The organism is Tropicimonas sp. IMCC34011 (assembly GCF_003390865.1).
Taxonomy (GTDB): Bacteria; Pseudomonadota; Alphaproteobacteria; order Rhodobacterales; family Rhodobacteraceae; genus Tropicimonas_B.
Map to the genome: position 1 here is coordinate 74,993 of NZ_QMEJ01000006.1, position 22,503 is coordinate 97,495.

General features: G+C 66.9%; 21 protein-coding genes. 7 read left to right on the forward strand and 14 right to left on the reverse strand.

All coding sequences use genetic code 11. The features are described 5' to 3' along the window. Positions 1–21: 21 nt before the first annotated feature. The 10 genes from DQG15_RS16965 to DQG15_RS17010 form a co-directional block, all read right to left on the reverse strand. The gene (locus DQG15_RS16965) at positions 22–789 is read right to left on the reverse strand and encodes an HpcH/HpaI aldolase/citrate lyase family protein (protein ID WP_116087370.1); all 768 of its coding nucleotides are present in this window, start codon (positions 787–789) and stop codon (positions 22–24) included. After that, positions 786–1,568, reverse strand: a complete 783-nt coding sequence (locus tag DQG15_RS16970; protein WP_116087372.1) for a fumarylacetoacetate hydrolase family protein — start codon at positions 1,566–1,568, stop codon at positions 786–788. The genes DQG15_RS16965 and DQG15_RS16970 overlap by 4 nt, the downstream gene beginning before the upstream one ends. 10 nt (positions 1,569–1,578) lie before the next feature. Next, positions 1,579–3,033: a 2-hydroxymuconic semialdehyde dehydrogenase gene (locus DQG15_RS16975; RefSeq protein ID WP_116087375.1), complete on the reverse strand. Its 1,455-nt coding sequence runs from the start codon at positions 3,031–3,033 to the stop codon at positions 1,579–1,581. Positions 3,034–3,043: 10 nt separating this feature from the next. Then, entirely contained in the window at positions 3,044–3,733 is a 690-nt protein-coding gene (locus tag DQG15_RS16980) for a class II aldolase/adducin family protein (protein WP_116087377.1), read from the reverse strand. After that, positions 3,733–4,599, reverse strand: coding sequence for a VOC family protein (locus DQG15_RS16985; RefSeq protein WP_116087379.1), 867 nt, complete (start codon positions 4,597–4,599; stop codon positions 3,733–3,735). Before DQG15_RS16985 ends, DQG15_RS16980 begins: the two co-directional genes overlap by 1 nt. Next, on the reverse strand, positions 4,596–5,459 hold the full coding sequence (locus tag DQG15_RS16990) for a VOC family protein (RefSeq protein WP_116087381.1): 864 nt from the start codon (positions 5,457–5,459) through the stop codon (positions 4,596–4,598). Before DQG15_RS16990 ends, DQG15_RS16985 begins: the two co-directional genes overlap by 4 nt. Before the next feature lie 68 nt (positions 5,460–5,527). Beyond that, positions 5,528–6,496 (reverse strand): TRAP transporter substrate-binding protein, encoded by a 969-nt coding sequence (locus DQG15_RS16995; protein WP_116087384.1) that lies wholly within the window; start codon positions 6,494–6,496, stop codon positions 5,528–5,530. A 98-nt stretch (positions 6,497–6,594) separates the two neighbouring features. After that, positions 6,595–7,533 carry a 3-hydroxyacyl-CoA dehydrogenase NAD-binding domain-containing protein gene (locus DQG15_RS17000; RefSeq protein ID WP_116087386.1) on the reverse strand — a complete coding sequence of 313 codons (939 nt, stop codon included), beginning with the start codon at positions 7,531–7,533 and terminating at the stop codon, positions 6,595–6,597. After that, entirely contained in the window at positions 7,530–8,804 is a 1,275-nt protein-coding gene (locus tag DQG15_RS17005) for a TRAP transporter large permease (protein WP_116087388.1), read from the reverse strand. Before DQG15_RS17005 ends, DQG15_RS17000 begins: the two co-directional genes overlap by 4 nt. Then, positions 8,801–9,382 carry a TRAP transporter small permease gene (locus DQG15_RS17010; protein ID WP_116087390.1) on the reverse strand — a complete coding sequence of 194 codons (582 nt, stop codon included), beginning with the start codon at positions 9,380–9,382 and terminating at the stop codon, positions 8,801–8,803. The genes DQG15_RS17005 and DQG15_RS17010 overlap by 4 nt, the downstream gene beginning before the upstream one ends. Positions 9,383–9,539: 157 nt before the next feature. On the opposite strand from DQG15_RS17010, the gene DQG15_RS17015 reads away from it, so the two are divergent. Further along, positions 9,540–10,211 carry a GntR family transcriptional regulator gene (locus DQG15_RS17015; RefSeq protein ID WP_116087392.1) on the forward strand — a complete coding sequence of 224 codons (672 nt, stop codon included), beginning with the start codon at positions 9,540–9,542 and terminating at the stop codon, positions 10,209–10,211. 67 nt (positions 10,212–10,278) lie between these two features. On the opposite strand, the gene DQG15_RS17020 is transcribed toward DQG15_RS17015, so the two are convergent. Both DQG15_RS17020 and glyA read right to left on the reverse strand, forming a co-directional pair. Next, on the reverse strand, positions 10,279–11,457 hold the full coding sequence (locus DQG15_RS17020) for a M24 family metallopeptidase (protein WP_116087394.1): 1,179 nt from the start codon (positions 11,455–11,457) through the stop codon (positions 10,279–10,281). A 104-nt stretch (positions 11,458–11,561) separates the two neighbouring features. Beyond that, positions 11,562–12,851: a serine hydroxymethyltransferase gene (glyA, locus tag DQG15_RS17025; RefSeq protein ID WP_116087396.1), complete on the reverse strand. Its 1,290-nt coding sequence runs from the start codon at positions 12,849–12,851 to the stop codon at positions 11,562–11,564. Between the two features lie 239 nt (positions 12,852–13,090). Between glyA and dacB the strand changes: the two genes are divergently transcribed. After that, positions 13,091–14,590: a D-alanyl-D-alanine carboxypeptidase/D-alanyl-D-alanine-endopeptidase gene (dacB, locus tag DQG15_RS17030; RefSeq protein WP_370454197.1), complete on the forward strand. Its 1,500-nt coding sequence runs from the start codon at positions 13,091–13,093 to the stop codon at positions 14,588–14,590. A gap of 100 nt (positions 14,591–14,690) precedes the next feature. Next, entirely contained in the window at positions 14,691–14,870 is a 180-nt protein-coding gene (locus DQG15_RS17035; RefSeq protein ID WP_116087398.1) for a hypothetical protein, read from the forward strand. 25 nt (positions 14,871–14,895) lie between these two features. Here DQG15_RS17035 and DQG15_RS17040 read toward each other — a convergent pair whose 3' ends face one another. Beyond that, positions 14,896–15,330 carry a tellurite resistance TerB family protein gene (locus tag DQG15_RS17040; RefSeq protein ID WP_255415177.1) on the reverse strand — a complete coding sequence of 145 codons (435 nt, stop codon included), beginning with the start codon at positions 15,328–15,330 and terminating at the stop codon, positions 14,896–14,898. 130 nt (positions 15,331–15,460) lie between these two features. Here DQG15_RS17040 and DQG15_RS17045 point away from each other — a divergent pair, with 130 nt between their 5' ends. Both DQG15_RS17045 and DQG15_RS17050 read left to right on the forward strand, forming a co-directional pair. Then, entirely contained in the window at positions 15,461–17,044 is a 1,584-nt protein-coding gene (locus tag DQG15_RS17045) for a lysine--tRNA ligase (RefSeq protein ID WP_116087402.1), read from the forward strand. A gap of 103 nt (positions 17,045–17,147) precedes the next feature. Continuing rightward, entirely contained in the window at positions 17,148–18,356 is a 1,209-nt protein-coding gene (locus DQG15_RS17050) for an acyltransferase (RefSeq protein WP_116087404.1), read from the forward strand. A gap of 256 nt (positions 18,357–18,612) precedes the next feature. Here the strand turns inward: DQG15_RS17050 and DQG15_RS17055 are convergent, their stop codons facing one another. Further along, on the reverse strand, positions 18,613–19,521 hold the full coding sequence (locus DQG15_RS17055; protein WP_157969033.1) for a CHAD domain-containing protein: 909 nt from the start codon (positions 19,519–19,521) through the stop codon (positions 18,613–18,615). Between the two features lie 87 nt (positions 19,522–19,608). Here DQG15_RS17055 and DQG15_RS17060 point away from each other — a divergent pair, with 87 nt between their 5' ends. Together DQG15_RS17060 and DQG15_RS17065 are read left to right on the forward strand one after the other, a co-directional pair. Next, positions 19,609–20,016: a DUF4864 domain-containing protein gene (locus DQG15_RS17060; RefSeq protein ID WP_116087409.1), complete on the forward strand. Its 408-nt coding sequence runs from the start codon at positions 19,609–19,611 to the stop codon at positions 20,014–20,016. 115 nt (positions 20,017–20,131) lie between these two features. Beyond that, positions 20,132–22,417, forward strand: a complete 2,286-nt coding sequence (locus DQG15_RS17065; RefSeq protein WP_116087411.1) for a glycosyl hydrolase family 28-related protein — start codon at positions 20,132–20,134, stop codon at positions 22,415–22,417. Positions 22,418–22,503 lie beyond the last annotated feature (86 nt).

The following is a 22,503-nucleotide window of genomic DNA, read 5'->3' on the forward strand; positions in this document are numbered from 1 at the left end:
GCATGGATATGCCGCGACGAGCTACCCGCGGACCCGTTCCAGAACACCCTTCGCCGCTCCGACCAGAAGGCCGAGATCCACCGAGGCTGCGACGAAGCGGTAGCCCCAGTCCCTGTAGCGACGTGCGTCCTCCGGCTTGGTCGCGAGAATGCCGGGCGCCTTGCCGGCGCTTCCGATCCTCTCTGCGGCGGCTCGGATCGCCTCCTGCACCGGAGCGGCGGCGGGTTGACCGAGATGGCCCATCGACGCGGCGAGGTCTGACGGGCCGATGAAGACACCGTCCACCCCGTCGACAGCCGCGATCTCCTCCAGTCGCTCCATCGCGTGGGCCGTCTCGATCTGGACGATGATGCAGGTTTCCTCGTTGGCCGTGGAAAAATAGTCCGACGCGAGGCCAAAGCGGCTGGCGCGCGTGCCGCCGGCAACGCCCCGTATGCCCGCCGGCGGATAGCGCGACGCCTCGACTGCCGCGCGGGCGTCCTCCGCCGTCTGCACGAAGGGAATGAGGAGCGTCTGGCAGCCGATGTCGAGCATGCGCTTGATCAGAACCTTGTCGTTCCATGCGGGCCGTCCGACGCAGGACGAAGACCCCGCCGCTGCGGCCTGAAGGAGCGGCTGAAGGCCCGCGATCTCGACCGGCGAATGCTCGGCATCGAAGAGCAGCCAGTCATACCCCACGAGGGACAGGGCCTCGGCCGCGACAGGACTTACGAGGGACATCCAGAGCCCGTGCTGAACCTCGCCCGCAAGAAGCCTGCGCTTGAAGTGGTTCTTCGGCGCCTCGGTCATGAGAACTGCACCGCGACCGAGCCGAGCGGACCGAAATCGGCGTGGAGCGTGTCGCCTTTCTCTGCCCATACGGGGCGGGTGAACGAGCCGGAGAGGACCATGTGGCCGGGCTCCAGGGTCGTGCCGAGGGGGCCGAGCTTGTTCGCAAGCCAGGCGATCGCCATGGCCGGGTGGCCGAGGACGCCGGCGGCGAGCCCGGTCTCCTCGATCCCGGCATTGCGATAGAACACGGCACCGACCCACCGCAGGTCCACATCCTCGGGCCGCACCGGACGCCCGCCGAGAACGATTCCCGCCGCCGCGCCGTTATCGGCCACGGTGTCGTAGATCTTCCGCGGCTCCGTCACCCGCGCGTCGATGATCTCGATGGAGGGAACGACCCATTCCGTCGCCCGCATCACGTCGACCAGACCGACGCCGGGGCCCTTGAGCGGCTCCTTGAGGATGAAGGTCAGTTCCGGCTCGACGCGCGGCACGCAGAAGCTCTCGAACGGCACCACCGCCCCGTCCTGCAGCACGAGGTCGTCGAAAAGATAGCCGTAATCGGGCTCGTCGATCTTCGAGGACGCCTGCATCGCCCGCGAGGTCAGGCCGACCTTGTGGCCGACGATCCGCGCCCCGTCCCTCACCTTCCGCTCGGCAACGGCGGAGGAGATGGCATAGCTGTCCTCGATCTCGATACCGGGGAACATCTGGGAGGGCCGCTCGCCCTGAACCTTCGTTCGGTGGCTTTCCAGAAGCGAGGCGACCGCCTCCGCCCGCTGCTCTTCGCTCAGCATTTTCGTGTCCTCAGAGTTTGACGCAGACATTGCGGAGTTCCGAATAGAACTCCATCGAATGGACCCCGCCTTCGCGGCCGATACCGGATTGCTTGGAGCCGCCGAAGGGCGTGCGCAGGTCGCGCAGGAACCAGCAGTTGATCCACGAGATGCCGACCTCGATCGCCTCGGCCGCCCGGTGGGCGCGGGTCAGGTTCTCGGTCCAGATCGTCGTGGCGAGGCCGTAGGGACTGTCGTTGACGAGCGCGAGGCCCTCCTCCTCGTCGTCGAAGGGGCAGATATGGGTACAGGGCCCGAAGATCTCCTCGGTGACGACGCCGCTGGTCTCGGGCAGGCCGGTCCAGACCGTCGGTTCGACCCAGTAGCCGCCCTCGTACCCCTGAAGCGAAGGGGCGGTGCCGCCAGCGAGGATCTCCGCCCCTTCCGAGCGGGCCCTGTCATAGTAGGACATGACCTTGGCGCGCTGGCGCTCGGAGATGACCGGGCCGAGCGTGGTGGCCGCGTCGAACGGATCGCCCATCCGATAGCCCCGCGCCGCCTTTGCCAGTCCCTCCGCGATCTCGTCGAACACGCCACGCTGGACGTAGAGGCGCTCGGTTCCGAGGCAGACCTGCCCGGTATTGGCGAAACACGCTCGGCCGAGGCCCTCCAGCGTCTTCGTCACATCCGCGTCGTCGAACACGATGCCCGCGTTCTTGCCGCCCAGTTCGAGGCTGACGGGGCGCACCCCCTTCGCGGCGGCGGCCATAATGGCTTCGCCGGTCGTGGTCTCCCCGGTGAAGGTGATGCCGTCGACCCCCGGATGCCGCGTCAGGAACTCGCCGGCACTGCCGCCACCCTGTCCCTGCACGACATTGTAGACGCCGCGCGGAATGCCAACGTCGTTCATGACCTCCCCGAGGAGCGCCGCCGTCGCCGGCGTTTCCTCGGAGGGCTTGACGACTACGGTGTTGCCGCAGGCGAGAGCGGGGGCGACTTTCCAGGTCATGAGAAGCAGCGGGAGGTTCCACGGGCACACGACACCGATCACCCCGCGCGGCAACCGCAGCGCATAGTTCAGGGCGCCGCGCCCGTCGGGCGTGGCCATCCGGAAGGTCTCCGTGTGATCGGCAAGGATCTGATCGGCGAAGACATCGAAATTGGCGGCGCCCCTCGGGATGTCGATATGGCTCGCGAGGGATCGCGGCTTGCCCGTGTCGCGGATCTCGGCAGCCAGGAAATCGTCGAAGCGGGCGTTGATGCCGGCCGCGAGCTTGCGCAAGAGGACGACCCGGTCGGGCACCGAAAGCCGGCCCCAGGGCCCCTTCAGCGCGGCGCGGGCGGCGCCCACGGCGGCATCCACCTGTGCGGCATCTGCCGCACGCACCTCGCCGATCACCTCCCCCGTCGTGGGGAAATGGTTGGGGTAGGCTTCGCCCGCCCCGGCAACGAACTCGCCGTCGATGAAATTCAGAAAATTGCTCACGTCCGTCCTTTCACTGGCTGGCGGGCAATTCGGGATCGCCCGCAGTCAGATGGTCCCACATACGTTCGAAGATGCGTCCGGAGCGGGTCGCCCTGCGCTCAGCCTCTTCGGTGCCGATTTCGGGGCTGTCCTCGAGGCCCGTGGCCAACGCCGCCAGCTCGATGCGGCAGGCATCCTCTAGGTAGAAGGCAAGCCCCACCGCCTCTTCGAGGCTGTCCCCGACCACGACGGCGCCGTTGCCCCGCATCAGGAGGCCCCGGCTCTTCCCCATCGCGGCGATGGCTCCGTCCGCCGCATCATCCTCCCGGATCAGCTGGATATCTTCCCAGAGCCCGACGCCCGGAGCGAAGTAGGTGCCGAAGCCGTGGCGCATCCGGGGCGTCCGGCCGATCGCGCCAAGGGCCATGACGCTCGGCCCCATGAAGCGAACGACGCCTCCGGCATCCGGGCGGCTCGCGTAGAGCCTCTGGTGCAGGCGCACCTCGCCCAGCACGCCCTCCGGCAGGGCGCCGGTCACGGGGACCGCCGTGCACTCCGCGCCGCTCGCCACCTGGGCCATCGGCACGGGCGGGCAGACGAGAAACGTGTCCTCTCCCGGCAGCCGCGCCGAGCAATGCCCGTACGCATGGACGAGACCTGCCCGTCCCAGCGCCCGCGCCGCGATGCGCACGGTGCGCGCGATGTCGTCTTGTCCCGTCATCAGATGGAGCCGTCTTCGAAGGCAGCGATCCGGGGGGCGGCGCCCCAGTGACAGAAGCCCTTCGGCGCGAAATGGAACTGCCGGTCACGCCAGAGCGGCTCGTCGTGGATCTCCCGCACACCGGTGGAATATTCGAAGGTCATGCCTTCGGGGCCGGTGAAGTAGAGAAACTCGGCTGACGAGGTCGGATGGCGGCCCGGGCCGAAGGTGACGTTGACCTGATTGTCCTGCACGAAGTTGAAGCTGCGCTGAATGTCGTCAGTGCCGCCGACCTGGTGGTTGATGTGCTGGATCCCCGCCTTGTGGAAGGGGAAGAGCGCGATGGAATGGTGGATCGTCCCCAGACGCATCAGGGGCGCGTCGCCGATCCGGTCGCTGACCCTCGCGTTGCAGACCGTGGTCCAGAAGAGTTCGTCCCGCTCGGCGTCGGTGGTGCAGAGGCCGACATGGCTGAAGCCGGTGATGCCCGCATCGCGCGTGCCGTGGTAGCGCTGCCCGGTCGCCTCGGGACGGACGACGAACTCGATCGTGTTGCCCGTGGGATCATTGAACCGGATGAACTCGCGCACGAAGCGCATCTCGCATTCGGCGCGGCTTCCGTAATGGACCCGGTGCCCAAGCGCCTCAAGCGCGGCCCCGGCCGCATGGAGATCCTCTTTTCGTCCAAGTTCGAACGCGGTGGCCTGATCCTCGGGATCGCCCTCGAAGTAGCAGAGAGTGTGGGCCCGGGAGTCGGATTTGAAGTAGACCGCGCCGCGGCGCCGGTCCGACACTTCGAGGCCCAGGATATTGGTGGCATACCATTCCGCGCCGGCAAGGTCGGTGGTGCCGAGACGGCAATAGACGACGTCGTTCAGCTCGATCATGTCCGTTCTCCCAGGAATTCAGTCTGATCGGTGGGGGATCCCCAGGCGCAGTGGCTGGCGGCGGCATCCGCGAACTGACGTGGCCCCCGCTCGGCGAGCTCGGGGCCTTCCTCCATCTCGCAGGCATAGCTCATCAGAAGACCGAACGGCGCGCGGGTCGTGACGAACATCGCTCCCGAGGTCGGTTGCCGACCCGGACCGGCAACGATCGGCGCCTGCCGTGCCTTGAGGGCGTACCACCCGCCCATGACGAAGTTCTTGTCCTCCACGGCCCAGGTCGCACCGAGAAGGCCGTCCCTGGAGGAGGGGTAGAGCGCAATGCGGTGATGCGCGTCGTCGAGCGCGAGGAAGACGGCGTCGCCCGCCCAGTCCGCGACGCGGAGCCCGAGGCCGACGGTCCAGAAGCGCTCGTTCGCCGCAATATCGGTGCAGGCCATGGACACGGACTGGAAGCCGCAGAGGCCCGCATCCCGAGGGCCGTGGTAGCGCCAGCCCGAGGTGAGCGGGCGCCAGACGATCTCCACCGCGACCCCGTTCGGCGCGCGGGCGGCGATCCCGGCCTTCACCTGGCGCGCGGCCGCCTGATCCCTGTCCAGGTCCGACACCGCGACGCCCTCGCCCTCGAGGCGCGCCCGCACGTCCTCGAGCGCCGCGCGGCTCCCGACGGTCAGGGCCACCGCCTCCCCGTCTCCGGCGGTGGAGCAGCACAGCGCATAGTTCCTCTCGTCCGAGCGGAACATGGCGTGCTCGCCGTCTCTGTCAGCGGGTTGGAGGCCGAAAACATCGGCGGAAAAGTGCGTCGCCGCATCCAGATCCTCCACCTCGACGCGGACGTAACGCAAATCGCGGAACTCGGTCATTTGGGTCTATCCTTCCAGGTGATCCGCAGGAGCGGCCCGGTCGGCCGCCCCTCAGTCTCAAGCGTCGCTCAGAGGCCGCTTGCCTCGGCTTCGAGCTCTTCGAGCATGGGCGCCTTCTCGCGCCACTCGGCGTACCAGTCGTCGATCGCGCTGCCGAACCAGGCACGGTCGGCCTCGAGGACCGGCACGTCCGTTCCCTCCAGCTTCTCGCGGTACTCCGCATCGATGTCGGCATAGGCGCCGACCATCTCGTCCACCCGCTGACCGAAGACCTCTTCGATCACCGCGCGGTCCTCCTCGGAAATCGACTGCCAGCTCCGCCCCGAGGCCACGGCCGCCATCGGGAACATCATGTGGTCGGAGATGATGATCTGCCCGGCATGGTCGTAGTACTTGCTGTTCCAGGTGCCCTCGACGTCGATCTGCATGCCGTCCACCTGGCCGTTGGCGAAGGCATCGTAGAGCGCCGGCAGCGGCATCGGTGTCGGCGCGGCGCCGAGGCTTTCCCAGAAGGCCAGCTCGGGGGCGAAGGGGATCGTGCGGATCTTCAGGCCGGCGAGATCCTCGACGCTGTCCACTGGATCCGCGGTTACGATCATCCGCATCCCGGCCATGCCCCAGCCGAGCCCGACGAGGCCGAACTCGGTCATTCCGTCCAGAAGCCGACCGGCGACGTCACCCTTCAGGATCTCGCGCGCGCCGGCCACGTCGTCCACGAGGTAAGGCGCGAGGAAGATGCCGTAATCGGGGTTGCGGTTCGCGAACTCCCCGAGTGTCAGGAAGGCGAAATCGACGGCGCCGGTCTGGAGCTGCTGGAGCATCTGGGACTCGCTGCCGAGCTGTCCCGAAGGGAAGATCAGGATCTCGACACGCCCTTCGGTGCGCTCGCCGATCTCGTTGGACGCGGCCTCGGCGACCTGCGTCCACTGGTGGGACGGCGGGGTGATGAGGCCCATCCGGTACTCCTCGGCGCCGGCGGTCTGGGTCACGAGGGCGCTGGCGGTCATGGCCAGCAGGGCTGTCGTCTTCCGTGTCATCTTCGGTTCTCCTCCCGAAACGTGGAACGGACGCTCCCCGCGCCCTGTGCTGAGTAAATATCGATATTATTGGTCTTACAACCATCAATATCGATATTTCAGTTTTGGGTGTCTACCTCCGGCGCACCTCCCGAGAGATCTGCCACAGCCGTCATGAGCCGGGGCAGATCCCGATCGCGGGCTGCGGCGATCTCGGGGACGGGCCTTGGATCCGCGGCGCGCATCCCCGCATCGAGGATGCGCGCGACCTCCTCATCGAGGGACGGCTCGCCCAGATCCCCCCACAGGCGCTCGAAGGCGGGCCCGAGCGTCCTGCAAAAGCCGGCCATTCCATTCGTCTCGTCGGCGAGATGGAAGACGGCGGACGGGCCCATCAGGCACCAGCGCGGGGCGAGCCCGACCCTGACCGCGCGCTCCACGTCCTCCACCGACGCCACGCCTTCGGCCACCAGATGGACCGCCTCCCGCCAAAGCGCAGCCTGCAGCCGGTTCACGAGGTGCCCCGGCACCGGACGCTTCAGCTGCAGGACGGTCTTTCCCATGCCTGTGTAGAGAGCCACGGCCTTTGCGGCGGCAACCTCGGAGGTGCGGGGTCCGGTCGCGATCTCCACGGTTGGCATAAGGTAGGGCGGGTTGCAGGGATGGGCGATCAGCAGCCGGTCCGGCTGCTGGAGCGGCGCCGCGATCTCCTCCGCCGTCAGCCCCGATGATGAACTCGCCACGACCGCATCCGAGGGAAGAAAGGGCTCAAGGGCGATCAGTGCGCGATGCTTCAGCGCCAGATCCTCAGGCAGCGCCTCCTGCACCAAGTGGGCGGGCCCGGCCTCCTCCGCTCGCGCGACCACGCGCGGGGCGACCTCCGCCGCCGGGCGGCCAAGCGCGGCGAGCACCGGGCGCGCCTCGTCCCAGACCCGGGCGCACCGCTCCGCCGCATCCGGTGCAGGATCAAGCACCACGGTCTCGTGCCCTGCGCCGGCAAAGGCGGCTGCCCATCCGGCCCCGATGAGACCGCCCCCGAGGATGAGAACGCGGCTCATCCCATCGCCTCCACCAGCCCGAGGCTGAGCACGGGGAACAGGATCAGCGCCACGATCACCAGCAAGACGGCAAGGAAGAACGGCAGGATCAGACGGGCCAGCCGCTCCGCGCGCACCTCCCCCATCAGGGCGGCCGTGAAGAGACCCGTTCCGACCGGCGGCGTCAGCAGGCCGGCGGTCAGGTTCAGGCAAACGATGACGCCAAACTGGAAGACGTCGATCCCGTAGACCTGTGTCGCGACCGGCAGGAAGACGGGAACGATCAGGATGATGGCCGGGATCGGGTCCGTGACCATGCCAAGGAAGATCAGGAGCAGGTTCAGCAGGAGCAGGAAGACGATCGGAGAGGAGGTCATGGCCTGCAGCGCCGCGGCAACCTGCGCCGGTACGTTCTCGAACGTGATCACCCAGGAAAAGACCTGCGCCGCCGCGATCAGAAAGAGAACGAGCGCGCTGGAGGCCGCGGAGCGCGCGAAGGCGGGCCAGATGTCGGACAGCTTCAGTTCGCGGTAGATGCCGAGCCCGATGGCCGCCGCCATGAGCGACGCGATCGCTGCGGCCTCGGTCGGGGTCGCGATCCCGCCCAGAATCGTGCCGATGATGACGGCGGGGATCAGGGCCGCGGGCAGGGCATCCACGGCCGAGTGCAAGCGGGCCCTGAACGGCATCGGTTCGGTGCGGGGAAAGCCGTGTCGTCGGCCGAGCCATGCGATCACACCGATGAACGCGGCGAACAGAATGAGCCCCGGCACGATCCCGGCGATGAAGAGATCGCCGATGGGGATCTGCGCGATGACCCCGAAGATGATGAACATCATGGACGGCGGAATGATGGGCGCGAGCATACCGCCGGCCGCCGTGATGGCGACGGAGACGTCCCGCGGGTAGCCGGCCTTCTCCATCTCGGGAACCGCAAGGCGGGACATGATCGTGATCTGGGCGACGGTCGATCCCAGGATCGACGCCATCAGCATGTTCGCCATCAGGTTCACGTAGGCCAGCCCGCCCTTGACCGGCCCCAGGAGCGCCAGCGCGAGCGCCATCAGGCGTCGTCCGATCCCCCCCGAATTCATGAACTCCCCAAGCAGGATAAAGAGCGGCAGGGCCAGGAGGCCATAATTCTCCAGCCCGCCGAAAAGCTGCTGCGGATAGCTCTGGAGAAGGACGAAATTGCCACCGAGCGCGATGATTATGAGCGCCAGCAGCAGCAGCGCGAAGGCGATGGGGACGCCGATCGCAAGCAGCAGGAGGAAGGAGCCGCCGGCCATCATGACGGCATCTCCTCAGGCCGCCCGAACCGCGCCAGAACATGGAGCGCGCCGGTGATGCAGAAGACCGGCAGAATGAGCCAGAACCAGACCTTGCGGATGCCGAGCGTGGTGGTCGGCTCCTGATAGAGAAAGTTGAAGGTCTCGAGGGAGAAGGCCTGGATCGACTCGGCGCGCATCAGGCCGAGTGGATCGAACCACCGCCACAGCATGAGGCCGAGCACCACGAAGAAGCCGAGCAGCAGAAGATCGACGACGAGCGTGTAGAGACGGCGGGTTCGCTCCGACAACGTGTCGACCATCAGGGTGACGGAAATATGCTGACGCTTCTCGATGCCGACCGATGCGCCGAGGAACGCTCCGACGATCATGAGGTAGACGGCCAGTTCGTCCGTCCAGATCAGCGGCGCCCCCAAGGCACGGGAGATGACGTTGCACAGAAGAAGACAGAACACACCCAGGATTGCCGCCGCGGCCATCCACGCTTCGAGGCGCGCCACAGCGGCGCTGATGCGCGCCAGGATGCCCGGCGCGCGCCCATGCGCCACCGCATCCGCACTCTCCCCATCGGCGTTAATCATCGCACCGCTCCCCCCGCGTCTCGCCCGGCTCCTCCGCCAGACGTGCCACAAGGAATATCGATATTAATCGTGGGTCAACTTAAAAAATCGAGATTATTGCCTGGGGTTCTTCCCCGGGTTATGCAGGGGTAAACAGGGAAGCCGAACGAGGACCAGCATGAGCGCGCCCCAGGCCGAGCCACCCGAGAAGACCAATGCCGAGCGGGCCTACCGACGGATCCGGGACGACATCGTCGCCGGTGCCCTGTCGCCCTCCGAGAAGATGAAGATCGAGATGCTGCGCGGCCGCTACGGCTTCGGCGCGGCTCCCCTGCGCGAGGCGCTGGCCCGCCTCTCGGGCGATCACCTTGTGGAATTGCAGGGCCAGCGGGGGTTCATCGTGGCGCCGATCTCGGCGAAGGATGCCGAGGAGATCGGCGATCTGCGCAAGCTTCTCGAGGTCGAGGCTCTTCGCCAGTCGATCCCCGCGGGGGACGTGGCGTGGGAAGAGCGCCTGATCACCACCTATCATCGGCTCGAGCGCCTCGAACGGGACAAGAATCCGAGCGAGGCCGATCTCTACCAGTGGGAGGTCCGGAACACTGAATTCCATGACGCCACCGTCGCAGCCTGCACGTCGGGGTGGCTTCTCAGGATGCGCCAGCACATGTACCGCCAGCACGAACGCTACCGCCGCTTCTCCCGCAAAAACACTGCCCGCGAGAGGGACATCCACGACGAGCACCGTGCGCTCTTCGACGCGGCAATGGAGCGGGACGTGGACGAGGCGATCCGGATCATCTCGTCCCATGTACAGCGAACGACCGATACCGTGATCGCGGGCATGTAGGCGGTCGGCCTCTGTCCCGGCCCCTCTTGCGCGAAGGCGGCGGAGAGCCTGCTCCGCCCGCGCCGGGTTACTTCACGAAGAGCTTTGCGGGAGTGGAGCAGAGGCATTCGACGCCGTCCTCGGTGATGAGGATCGGCTCGGTGATCTCGATGCCGCCATCGTCCAGCCAGAGGGCCGGCATGAAGTGAAACACCATGCCCGGCTGCAGGATCGCCTGGTCGCCGGGGCGGAAGCTGATCGTACGCTCGCCCCAGTCCGGAGGATAGGAGAGGCCGACGGCATAGCCGACGCGGCCTTCTTTCATGAAGCCGCGGGCGTTCAGCGTCATGTTGAAGGCATTCGCCACGTCCTCGGCGCGGTTGCCGGGGCGGGCCATCCGAAGCGCAGCCTCGGTTGCTTCGAGGACGGCCTCCTCGGCGGCGAGGTACTTGTCCGGCACTTCGCCGAGGAACAGCGTCCGGGCCTGCGGCGCGTGGTAGCGGCGGTGGACGCCGGCAATCTCGAAGAAGGTGGGCACGCCGGAGGTGAGTGGCGTGCCGTCCCATGTGAGGTGGGGCGCGGTCGCGTCCATGCCGGAGGGCGCCATCGGCATGATGGCGGGATAGTCGCCCCATTCGCCGTCCGCGCCGGCAATGCCCTGCTTGAATATCTCCGCCACGAGCATGTTCTTCGGCATGCCGGGTTCGGCCACCTCGACGATGCGCTGGTGCATCGCTTCCACGATCCGCGCGGCACGGCGGATATAGACCATCTCCTCGGGGGACTTGCAGGTGCGCTGCCAGTTCACGAGGCCCACCTGGTCGAAGAAGCGACAGTTCGGAAGCGCCTCCTGCAGGGCGGCGTGGGCGGCGGCGCTGTAGTAGTAGTTGTCGAGCTCGACGCCGATCCGCCGGGCATTCGGGAAGCGCCCCTCGATCAGCTGCCCGAGAATCGACATCGGATGCTTCTCGGGGTTCTGGACGTAGCTGTCGTCATACCCCGCGATGGCCTCGTCGGACATGAAGACCGTGCGCATCGCCCCGAGGGCGTCCATCGCGCGGCCCCACCAGACCGGCTCGCCCTCCATGCCGAGGATCACGGCCTGATGGACGTAGAAGGACCAGCCGTCGTAGCCAGTCAGCCAGTGCATGTTCGAGGGATCGACGCAGACAAGGAGATCGAGCCCCCGTTTCTCCATCTCGGCGCGGGTGCGTTCGAGGCGGGCCAGGTATTCGGGGGTCGGAAAGTCTGGATCTGTCGTCGCCATGAGGGTCCCGTCGCGTGGGAGATCCGCCTTTGTGGGTCCCGGGCGGTCTGGCGGGAAGGGCCGGATGCGGCGGGCCGCGCCGCATCCGGGTCGTCAGGTCCGGATCAGCTGTAGATCGGGAAGCGGCCGGTGAGCTCCTGCACCTCGGCCTTCACTTTCGCTTCGACCTCAGCATTGCCGTCCGCGCCGTTCGCCGCAAGCCCGTCGACAACCTCGGAGATCCAGTCGCCAATCTGGCGGAACTCGGCTTCGCCGAAGCCGCGCGTCGTGCCTGCGGGGGAGCCGAGGCGGACGCCGGAGGTGATTGCGGGCGGCTCGGGGTCGAACGGGATGCCGTTCTTGTTGCAAGTGATGTTGGCGCGGCCGAGAGCGGCCTCGGTGTCCTTGCCGGTCACGCCCTTGGGGCGCAGGTCGACGAGGACGACGTGGGTGTCCGTCCCGCCGGTGACGATGTCCACGCCGCCCTTCATGAGCTGGTCAGCCAGAGCCTGCGCGTTGGAGACGACCTGCGCCGCGTAGTCCCGGAAGCCGGGCTGGAGCGCCTCGCCGAAGGCGACGGCCTTGGCGGCGATGACGTGCATCAGCGGGCCGCCCTGGATGCCGGGGAAGATCGCGGAGTTGACCTTCTTGGAGATGTCCGCGTCGTTCGTGAGGATCATGCCGCCGCGGGGACCGCGCAGGGTCTTGTGCGTCGTCGTGGTCGCGACATGGGCATGGGGGAACGGCGAGGGATGCGCGCCGCCGGCCACGAGGCCCGCGAAGTGCGCCATGTCCACGAGAAGCCAGGCCCCGACGCTGTCGGCGATCTCGCGCATCTTCGCGAAATCCACCTGACGCGGAATGGCGGAGCCGCCGGCGATCAGCATCTTCGGCTTGTGCTCGGCGGCGAGCTCGGCGACCTGGTCGTAATCGATCAGGTGATCCTGCTTGCGCACGCCGTACTGCACCGCGTTGAACCACTTGCCCGACTGGTTCGGCTTGGCGCCGTGGGTCAGGTGGCCGCCGGCGTCGAGGCTCATGCCGAGGATCGTGTCGCCGGGCTGCAGCAGGGCGGTGAAGACACCCTGGTTCGCCTGAGAGCCGGAATTGGGCTGCACGTTGACATACTGGACGTCGAAGAGCTGCTTGGCCCGGTCGCGGGCGAGGTTCTCGGCCACGTCGACATAGTCGCAGCCGCCATAGTAGCGGCGGCCGGGATACCCTTCGGCGTACTTGTTGGTGAGAACGGATCCCTGCGCCTCGAGGACGGCACGGGAAACGATGTTCTCGGAGGCGATGAGTTCGATCTCGTCCCGCTGACGGCCGAGTTCGAGGCCGATGGCCTCGGCGATCTCGGGATCGCGGGAGGCGAGGGCATCGCCGAAGAATGTGGTATCGCGCTGCGGTGCGTTCATGGATCGGGTTCCCCTGGCAACGGGCAGCGGGGGAGCGGTCCCCCGCGCGAGTTCCCGTCCTCCCTATCGCAAGGGCGGCCGGGGTTGAAGCCGCATTGCGCCGCATGAGGGGCCGCGCGCGACGCCGGGGGTGATGTTCGCAACGCGGGCGACGATCACGGACAAGTGGTCCCGCGGCGCGAGGTCGTGCGACGCGGCCCCTTGCCGAGGGGCGCCGGCTTTGGAATCGTGCCGGCGCCATGATGACACCTGATCGCCTCACCCGCCGCACGCTGCTTGCCGGAGCCCTCTCGGGCCTCGCAAGCCATGCGCTCGCCCAGCCTCCCGAGACCTCCCTGCGGCCGATGCCCAATCCCGGCGGGGGGCGTGCGAAGCTGGCGCCCGAGGCATCGGACCTCGTCGCCGCCGCCGAGCTGGGCTCCGGGGCACGCGTCGGCTTTGCGCTGATCGATGCGCGGACGGGCCAGATGCTGGAAGCGATGAACCCCGATCTGCCGCTGCCGCCCGCCAGCACGGCGAAAGCGCTGACCGCGAGCTACGCACTGGATACTCTCGGGCCCGATTTCATCTTCGAGACGCGGGTGATCGCGACGGGGCCGGTGCGGGACGGGCGGCTCGAGGGTGATCTCGTCCTTGCCGGCTCGGGCGATCCGACGCTGGATACCGATCGCCTCGCCGAGCTTGCCGCTGGTGTGAAGGCCGCCGGCGTCATCGAGGTGACGGGGCGCTTTCTCGTCTGGTCGGGCGCGTTGCCCTCGCTGCCGGCCATCGAGCCCGATCAGCCGGTCCATGTCGGGTACAATCCGGGTCTGTCGGGGCTGAACCTCAACTACAACCGCGTCCACTTCGAATGGCGCCGGGCCGGGGCCGGCTACAGCGTCGACATGGATGCCCGCTCCGGAACGCACCGCCCGCCGGTGACGATGGCGCAGATGTCCGTCGTGGATCGCGGCTCCCCGGTCTACACCTATGCGGACAAGGGCAACGTCGAGGCATGGACGGTCGCAGGCGGCGCTCTCGGAAACGGCGGCAGCCGCTGGCTGCCCGTCCGCCATTCCGCCGCCTATACCGCCGAGGTGTTCCAGACCTTCGCCCGGGCCAACGGGATCGTTCTGGATGCCCCGGTGGAGGTGTCGGCCCGCCCCGGCGGGACCGTGATCGCACAGGTCCGGTCCCAGCCCCTGCGGGAGATGCTGCGGGACATGCTCAAATGGTCCACCAACCTGACGGCCGAGACGATCGGGCTGACTGCGTCCACCGCGCGGGGAGAGCGCCCGGGCAGCCTCGCCGCCTCCGCCGGTCGCATGTGCTCCTGGGTGGCGGGGCAGGTGCCGGGAACCTCGCCCGCGCTTCTCGATCACAGCGGGCTCGGCACCGGCTCCCGCATCTCCGCCGCCGACATGGCGCGTGCGCTTGCGCGGCTCGGTCCGGCGGTGGATCTCGCCCCCATCCTCAAGTCCATGCCGCTGGTGAATGAACGCCGCGAGGCCATGGCGCGGCAGGTTCCGATCTTCGCCAAGACCGGCACGCTCAACTTCGTCAGCGCGCTGACGGGGTTCGTGGAATTGCCCGGGGGGCGGCCCGGCGTCTTCTCGATCCTGACAGCCGATACCGAACGCCGCGCCGCGCTCTCCCGCGAGCAGATGGAGCAGCCGCCGGGCGGCGCGTACTGGGCCAGCCGCTCGCGCAACCTGCAGATGCGCCTGATCGAACGCTGGGCGGATGTGCATCACGCCTGACCGGTTTTACAAATTTGATTCATCTAATCGGCGATCGTCGGAACCTTTGCTCTGCAGGCGGGGTTCGACAGGTCAAGAGTATGAAACCGGGGTACGACGAATGACGACCGAACTCGCCTTTGGCGTTGCCGTCTGTGCCATAACCGCACTTGGAATCGCGGTGTTTTCTCTGGGGGAAAACACGACGGCGGTTGGCACCAGCCGCGCTGCTCTGGGCGCGGTGATGACGGATGATGCACCGACGCAGCGCCCCGACGTGACTGTCGCGGGCGCTTACTGAACGCGACCCTGCGGCGCGGCGCCTTTCACAAACCGAGGTGCCGCGCCCGCGCTCCCTGCTCGATCGCGGCGGCATGCAGTTTGCTGACCTCGAGCTCCTCCCGAATTTCCTCCAGCATCTCCAGTTCCTGCTGACCGAGCCGGCCGTCCGAGGCCGCGATGTCGCAGGCAAGGGCATAGGCCGTCTCGTTGAGACGCCTCGGAAGGGCTTCCTTCACCACCGAGAAGAAGGCGTCGAGGCCGTCCTCCTCCGCGAAGAGGCGAAAGACGAGTTCCGAAACCGGGCGGATGGCCGAATGATCGAACCCCGCGAAGACCGGAAGGCTCTGCACGATGCGCTGGATCGTCAGGAGCTCCGAGGTCCGCACCGTGTCGTCCGAGGCGGAGGTTGCGACCATGATCGCGACGAGGGCTTCCTGTTGGGTCAGGCGGGAGGTCTCGTCGGGCGATGTATCGGTCACGGGAAGGCAGTCCTTCGTGCAGAGGTGGGCAGGGCGCGTCTCACCGCCCGGATTTATTGACCTCCCGGGCGCCCCGCAATAGGTAGCGCGCGCCGGGCTGACCGGCATTTCCCAACGGGAGCGTGATGCGATGTCCGATCTGCGCGATGCGGCGATGAAGTCCAAGGCCTGGCCCTTCGAGGAAGCCCGGAAGATTCTCGCACGCGTGGAAAAGCGTCCGCCCGAGAAGGGACATGTGCTGTTCGAGACGGGCTACGGCCCCTCCGGCCTGCCGCATATCGGCACGTTCGGCGAGGTCCAGCGCACGACGATGATCCGCCGCGCCTTCGAGATCATCTCGGACATCCCGACCCGTCTCGTCGTCTTCTCGGACGACATGGACGGAATGCGGAAGGTGCCCGAGAACGTCCCGAACCGCGACGTGCTCGCCGAGGCCCTGCAGAAGCCGCTGACATCCGTGCCGGATCCCTTCGGGACCCACGAGAGCTTCGGGCACCACAACAACGCCATGCTCCGCCGCTTCCTCGAGGCGTTCGGTTTCGAATACGAGTTCATCTCTGCCACCGACTATTACCGCTCCGGCCAGTTCGACGACGTGCTGCTGCGTGCTGCGGAACGCTACGACGATATCATGGCGGTGATGCTCAAATCGCTGCGCGAGGAGCGCCAGCAGAGCTATTCGTGCTTCCTGCCGATCCACCCAGAGACGGGCCGAGTGCTCTACGTTCCGATGAAGCACGTCGATGGAAAGGCGGGAACCATCACGTTCGACGACGAGGACGGCCGCGAATGGACCCTCCCCGTCACCGGCGGGCAGGTGAAACTACAGTGGAAGCCCGATTTCGGCGCCCGCTGGGCCGCGCTCGACGTCGATTTCGAGATGTACGGCAAGGATCACTCGACCAATACGCCGATCTACGACCGCATCTGCGAGATACTCGGCGGCAAGAAGCCGGAGCACATGACCTACGAGCTCTTCCTCGACGAGAACGGCGAGAAGATCTCCAAGTCCAAGGGCAACGGCCTGACCATCGACGAATGGCTCACCTACGCCTCAACCGACAGTCTCGGCTACTTCATGTACCAGAAGCCGAAGACGGCGAAACGCCTCCACTTCGACGTGATCCCGCGCATGGTGGACGAGTACCACCAGCAGCTGAATGCCTATGCGGGCCAAGATGCCGAGAAGCGCCTCGCCAACCCGGTCTTCCATATCCACGGCCATAACGTTCCGGCCTCCGATATGGTGGTGTCCTTCGGGATGCTGCTGAACCTCGCCTCCGTCGCCGGCGCCGAGGACAAGGAGACGCTTTGGGGGTTCATCCGCCGCTACGCCCCGGAGGCCAGCGCCGAGAGCAACCCGCAGCTCGACGAAGCGGCGGGCTACGCGGTGCGTTATTACAACGATTTCGTGAAGCCAGAGAAGGTCTTCCGGGCGCCGGACGAGCAGGAACGGGCAGCAATGGAGGACCTTGCCGGGCGCCTTGCGGGGTGGAGCGGCGAGCGGGATGCCGAAACTCTGCAGAGCCTCGTCTTCGCCGTCGGCAAGGAGCACGGCTTCGAGCCGCTGCGCGACTGGTTCAAGGCGCTCTACGAGGTGCTTCTGGGCGCAAGCCAGGGCCCGCGCTTCGGCGGTTTCGTGGCGCTCTATGGCGTCGAGGAAAGCGTCGCCCTGATCGAGCGCGCGCTCCGGGGCGATCTGACCGCGGGGTAGGGGGCTCCGCCCCCCGCCTCAGGCTCCCCCCGGGGGTATTTGCAGGAAAGATGAAGCGCCGGTGTTAGGCGCTTCTTAGGGGGTTGCTGCTACCCGAAGCAGCATGACGCAGATTACCTCCCCGCTGGCCCGGCAGCCCCGCCGTTCGCTCTGGCTCGACGCACTTCGCGTCACGGCCGGGATCTCGATCATCTGCATGCACGCGGCAAATGCGCCCGACGGCAGTCCGTTCGCCGATGCGACGCCGGATGCGCGAACCGTTCCGGTGCTCATCCGCACGCTGTTCTACATGGCGCGGACGGAGCTCTTCCTGGTGATCTCCCTCTTCCTGCTGTCGATGTCCCTGCACAGGCGGCCGCGGAGCTACCCGACGACCATCCGGGAGCAAGCGGAGCGGCTCCTGGTGCCGTTCCTCTTCTGGGTGGCGGTCTACGTCGCGTTCAACCTCGCCATCGGATACCAGCTCGGTTGGGGTCATTATCTATGGCGCGACCTCACGACGATGGTGGAGCCGTGGGTCGGGTATCTCGTCCTCGGCGACGTCAAGCAGCACATGCATTTCCTGCCGACGCTCTTCGTGCTTGTCCTGTGCTATCCGCTCTACAGGATCGGGGTGCGATGGCCGGCGGTCGCGCTGATCCTCGTTCCGCTCCTGATCGCCAAGCGGCATCTGAACCTTGAGGTGTGGAGCGAGGTCGGCGATCCGGTGATGCGGCAGTACCTTCTGAGGGCGATACGCTGCGTGACCTATACCGGCTACGGGTTCGCCGCGGCCGGGCTCTACGGGATCTACCTGCGCATCGGGGCCGGCGGGCAGGGCGGCACTCATGACGGCATGCGCCGGACGCTGCTGCATCGGGGGCTCCTGATCGCGCTCGTCCTGATCGCGGCGGCGTGCATCCATCTCAAGCTGGCGCAGGCCTTCGCGACGATCGAGGCGGGCAGCTGGCAGGGGAACTATCCCTACGCGGGCTACGCCAACCTGGCGATGCCGGTGGCGCTGTTCGGTCTCGCGATGCTGGCACCGGTGCCGTGGCCCCGCTGGATCGGCCGTCTCGCGCCCTACAGTTTCGGTATCTTCCTGGTGCATCCCATCGCGCTCGACCTCTTTCGCCTCGCGTTCGAGCACAGGATCGCAAGTCCGACGGTCTATGTCCTGGCGAACATGAGTTTCGCCGTGGCCGTGAGTTACGCGATGACCCTCGGGATCGCGCGGATACCGTGGCTGCGCTGGACGATCGGGCTCGGCAAGTTCCCTTGGCCGAGTGTCATGCCCGGACGACGGAGCGCCGTGGTGGTGGGGCCGGACTGAGATCTACGGTTGGTTCGGGATGGATATGCGGGGCGTGCGGAACTCTCTGGCGCCGTCGTTCCCAAAGACCTGACACGCTGAGTAGGCACGGTTTATCCGCCGGGGGCACAGGACGGGCGGAGGCCTCCTGCTGATCGAGGATAGCGGCGTGGCGCGTAGCCCGACGCTTGGGACATGCTCCTGTGGAGCCGGTGCGGTGAATGCCACCAAAAGGGGCGGGCATCGGCTCTCCGGTATCCATGCATCGCCTGTCCCGTCAGGTAGGCGCGCCCGATCCTTTCCAGATCCGCCACCACCTGGTCCACCGCGCGGCAAACGCGGTTTCATCTTCGGCAAACAGGAACGCGCCGAGGGCAAAGGCGTCCTGCTCGATGATCGCGCTTTGCTCGCGGGCATGTTCCGCGAGAGCCGTCACACGGCCGCCCTCGCCGTCTGGCAGGTCTCCCGTCACGAGGCGGTCCGCGTAGAGCGCCAGATCATGGTGAAGGCCGAGAAGCTCGGACAACCTGCCCGCCGCACGCCGCTCAGGGGTCATCATGTCCGGCCAGACGGGATGGAGGATGCGCGCGTGATACCAGTGGTCCTTCACCCGTTTCCGCCACTCGTGCATCGCGTCGACGCTCGGATCCTTGCGGGCGCGCGCCATGGCCGTTCTCGCCTGACCGAAGCTTCTGGACAGGCCGAGTTCGAGTGTCTTGCGGGACTTGCCTCGGAGCAACCATTCGGGAACCGTGGCTGCGACGGTGGCGAGGTCGTCATGCGCACGGGCGAGCGCCGCACCGGTGTCGCCGGCATCTTCCGAGGCATTGTGATCCCGCGTCAGCGCCGCGCGTACGGGGGCGAATCGCGACCGGTCGGCGCCGGCGCGCTTCATCAGCGCATCATGGGTTTCGATCAGCGTGCCGGTATCCCGATGGCCGGAGAGGCCCCGCGCGATATCCCGCAAGTCCTTGTTCGCCTGCTTGTAGTCCTCGAAGCCGGGCCGGACGAGCCTGATCAGGCCGCGCACCTTCTTGCAGCGCTTGCGGACCTGATGAACGGCATTGGCCGTCCCGATACTCTCGGGATCGCGTGCCTCCTCCATCCCGCGTTCGATCTGCTCGGCGGCGATGCGGCGAAAGGCGGCGCCGAGCGTCGCGTCACCTCTTTTGATGCGGTAGGCCAAGGGGTCCGCTCTCCTTCCACGGGTCATGAAACCATTGGACCGGCCGGTCCGTATCTTTCATCATCTAGGCGAGGAGGAGACGAAATCATGCGACACGCAGCCCTTGCGCTTATGCTCTGCCTCGGCTTCGGGCTCTCCCCGGTCTCGGCCCAGAGCGCGGATCCCATCGAAGGCGTTATCTCGGACCAGCTCGAGGCGTTCGGCGCCGATGACTTCGACGATGCCTTCTCCCACGCCTCCCCGATGATCCGGGGGCTGTTCCAGACCTCCGAAAACTTCGGCGCGATGGTGCGGAGCGGATATCCGATGGTGCACCGCCCGGCGGACGTGTCCTACGGCCAGCGGGAGGAGCAGGGCGGCGCGGTCCTACAGAACGTCGTGATCACGGATGAGGCGGGGGCCGTTCACGTCCTGCGCTACGAGATGGTCGAGACCGAAGACGGCTGGAAGATCAACGGCGTCTCCCTCTTGCAGGCGCCACAGGTCGGAGCCTGACCGGGCGGGGCGTTGCCCGGCGCGGCGCCGAGGCGAACGGCCGGATCACGCGCGCTTCATCCCTCATTCCCTAGCCTCGCGGGTGGACCTGTGATGGCGAGAAGGGGCAAGCGGAATGACCTTTGCGATCGGTGGGGCGGCCTTGATGCCGACCCCGTTCGAAGACGGGCTTGAGAACTGGTCGAGCGGCGACGGCACCGCGGGCGCGCCGACCTATGACGGGGCGGGCAACGCGGCGATCGTTCCCGCAGATCAGGATTTCGGAAGTTGCCTTGAACTTCTGAAGACGGCGGAGCCGCAATATCTCAGATACACTCAGCCGATCGCGATGGTGCCGGGGCGGTACTTGCGGATCGTCGCGCGGGTGAAGGCCGTGGGCGGCGCGCTGCCACGTGTGCGGATAGCCGCCCGCCCGGGCCGATCCGGCGGCGCCCATGTGGCGGGGCTGGTGGAGACGGGGCCGGAGGTCGCGCTGACGGAGTATGGTGCGATCACCCAGGTCTCGGCAGTGCTGGGAACGGGCGCGCGGGACGGGGTGGACCTTGCTTGGGGACTGGTGCCTGACGAGGCGCTCATCGGGCTGGACCTCGTCGGGCCAAGCGGCGGGGCCGTGCGGATCGACGATCTGCGCGTCGAGGATGTGACCTCGCACTTTCTCGGCGATACGCTCTCCTATGTCGATGTCCGCGACTACGGCGCGAAGGGCGACGGGATCTCCGACGACCGGGCCGCGCTGGAGGCGGCGGACAGCGCGGCGAACGGGCGGACGGTTCTGGTGCCGGCGGGAACGTACCGCGTGAACAGCACCCTGACGCTGGACAGTCCGGTCCGCTTCGTCGGCACGCTGTCGATGCCGGACGAAGCGCGGCTGGCGCTGATCCGGTCCTTCGAGCTGCCGAGCTACATCGATGCATTCGGGGACGAGGCGCTCGGGCTACGCAAGGCGATCCAGGCTCTCTTCAACTATACCGACCACGACGCACTCGATCTCAGGGGGCGCCGCGTCGATCTTTTCGAGCCGCTCGACATTCAGGCAGCCGTCGGGAACCTCGATTCGCTGACCGTGCGCCGGGTGATCCGGAACGGGCAGATCTACGTCCGCCCGTCGCCGGCCTGGGACACAGAGGTGGTGACGTCCCACGGCACCTACCATCCGAACTCTCCGACCCTGCTCTCGGGCGTGCAGAACGTGGTGAACGTGCCGGTTGGCGCGCTGGTCGAGGGGAATGGGGTGGGCCGGGAGGTCTACGTCCGCGGGAAGGACGAAAGCGCCGGAACGGTCACGCTCTCCCAGCCGCTCTATGATGCGGAGGGGACGCAGATCTATACGTTCCGCCGGTTTAAGTACGCGTTCGACTTCTCGAACATGGCGCATATGGACAAGTTCGCGCTCGAGGGGATCGACTTCCAGTGCAACTCCGAGTGCAGCGCCATCCTGCTGCCGCCGTCCGGCATCAACTTCCAGTTCAACGACTGCTACTTCACCCAGCCGAAGGATCGCGGGATCACCTCGCATGGTACGGCCTGCCAGGGGCTGAACGTCGATCGCTGCCAGTTTCTGTCCTCGGAGCAGCCGCTGGCGTCGCAGGATCGGGTGTCCATCGCGCTCAACGTCAATGCCAACGACAGCAAGATCCGCAACAACCGTGTGGTGCGCTTCCTGCATTTCGCGGTGCTGAACGGATCGGGCCATATCATCAGCGGCAATCACTGGTTCCAGGGGGACAACGAGCCCAATGGCGTGCGCACCGCGGGGCTGGTTCTGACGCAGCTCAACGTCAACATGATCGTGGACGGCAACTACGTCGACAACTGTCCCATCGAATGGACGAACGAACACGACGCGCGGCCCGATTTCGGAAGCGAGCTGTCCTTCGGCGGGCTGACGGTGACGGACAACATCTTCGTGTGCACCAATGTCGCGCCGTGGTTTCGCTGGCTGATCGTGAAGCCCTACGGGCCGGGGCACTTCCTTCACGGGCTGAATGTCGGCGGCAACACGTTCAAGGCCATCGGCGGCGCGGTGGACCGCATCGAGCAGGTGGATACCAGCTACGCCGATCTGGATTACGGACGATTCCGAAACATCCGGATCGAGGGCAATACCTATAACGGGGTGAGCCAGCTCTGCGCCTCGCCGGTGACGCTCCAGTTCGACCAGAACACCGATACGCAGGTCTGGGTGCTCAATTTCGGGGATTTCCTGCCGTTCGGGGGGCGCGCGCGGAACATCACGGAGATCGTCAAGGAACTGCCCATCACCGGCGCGTCCGGGACGATCTGGGCACAGCCCTTCGTTCGGGTGGAGCAGGGACCGAACGCCAATCAGGTCAAGGTCGAATGGCCTGAGCCCTGCCAGGGGCGGGTGCACCTGACCGCGCGGGTGGACAACCCGAACTAGGCCGGCTCGCGCTTCGAAGTTTCAGACCCCGCCCGGCGCCGGGTGGGGTCAGTCCGTTTCATCCGTCTTGTTCGGGCTCCTCGCCT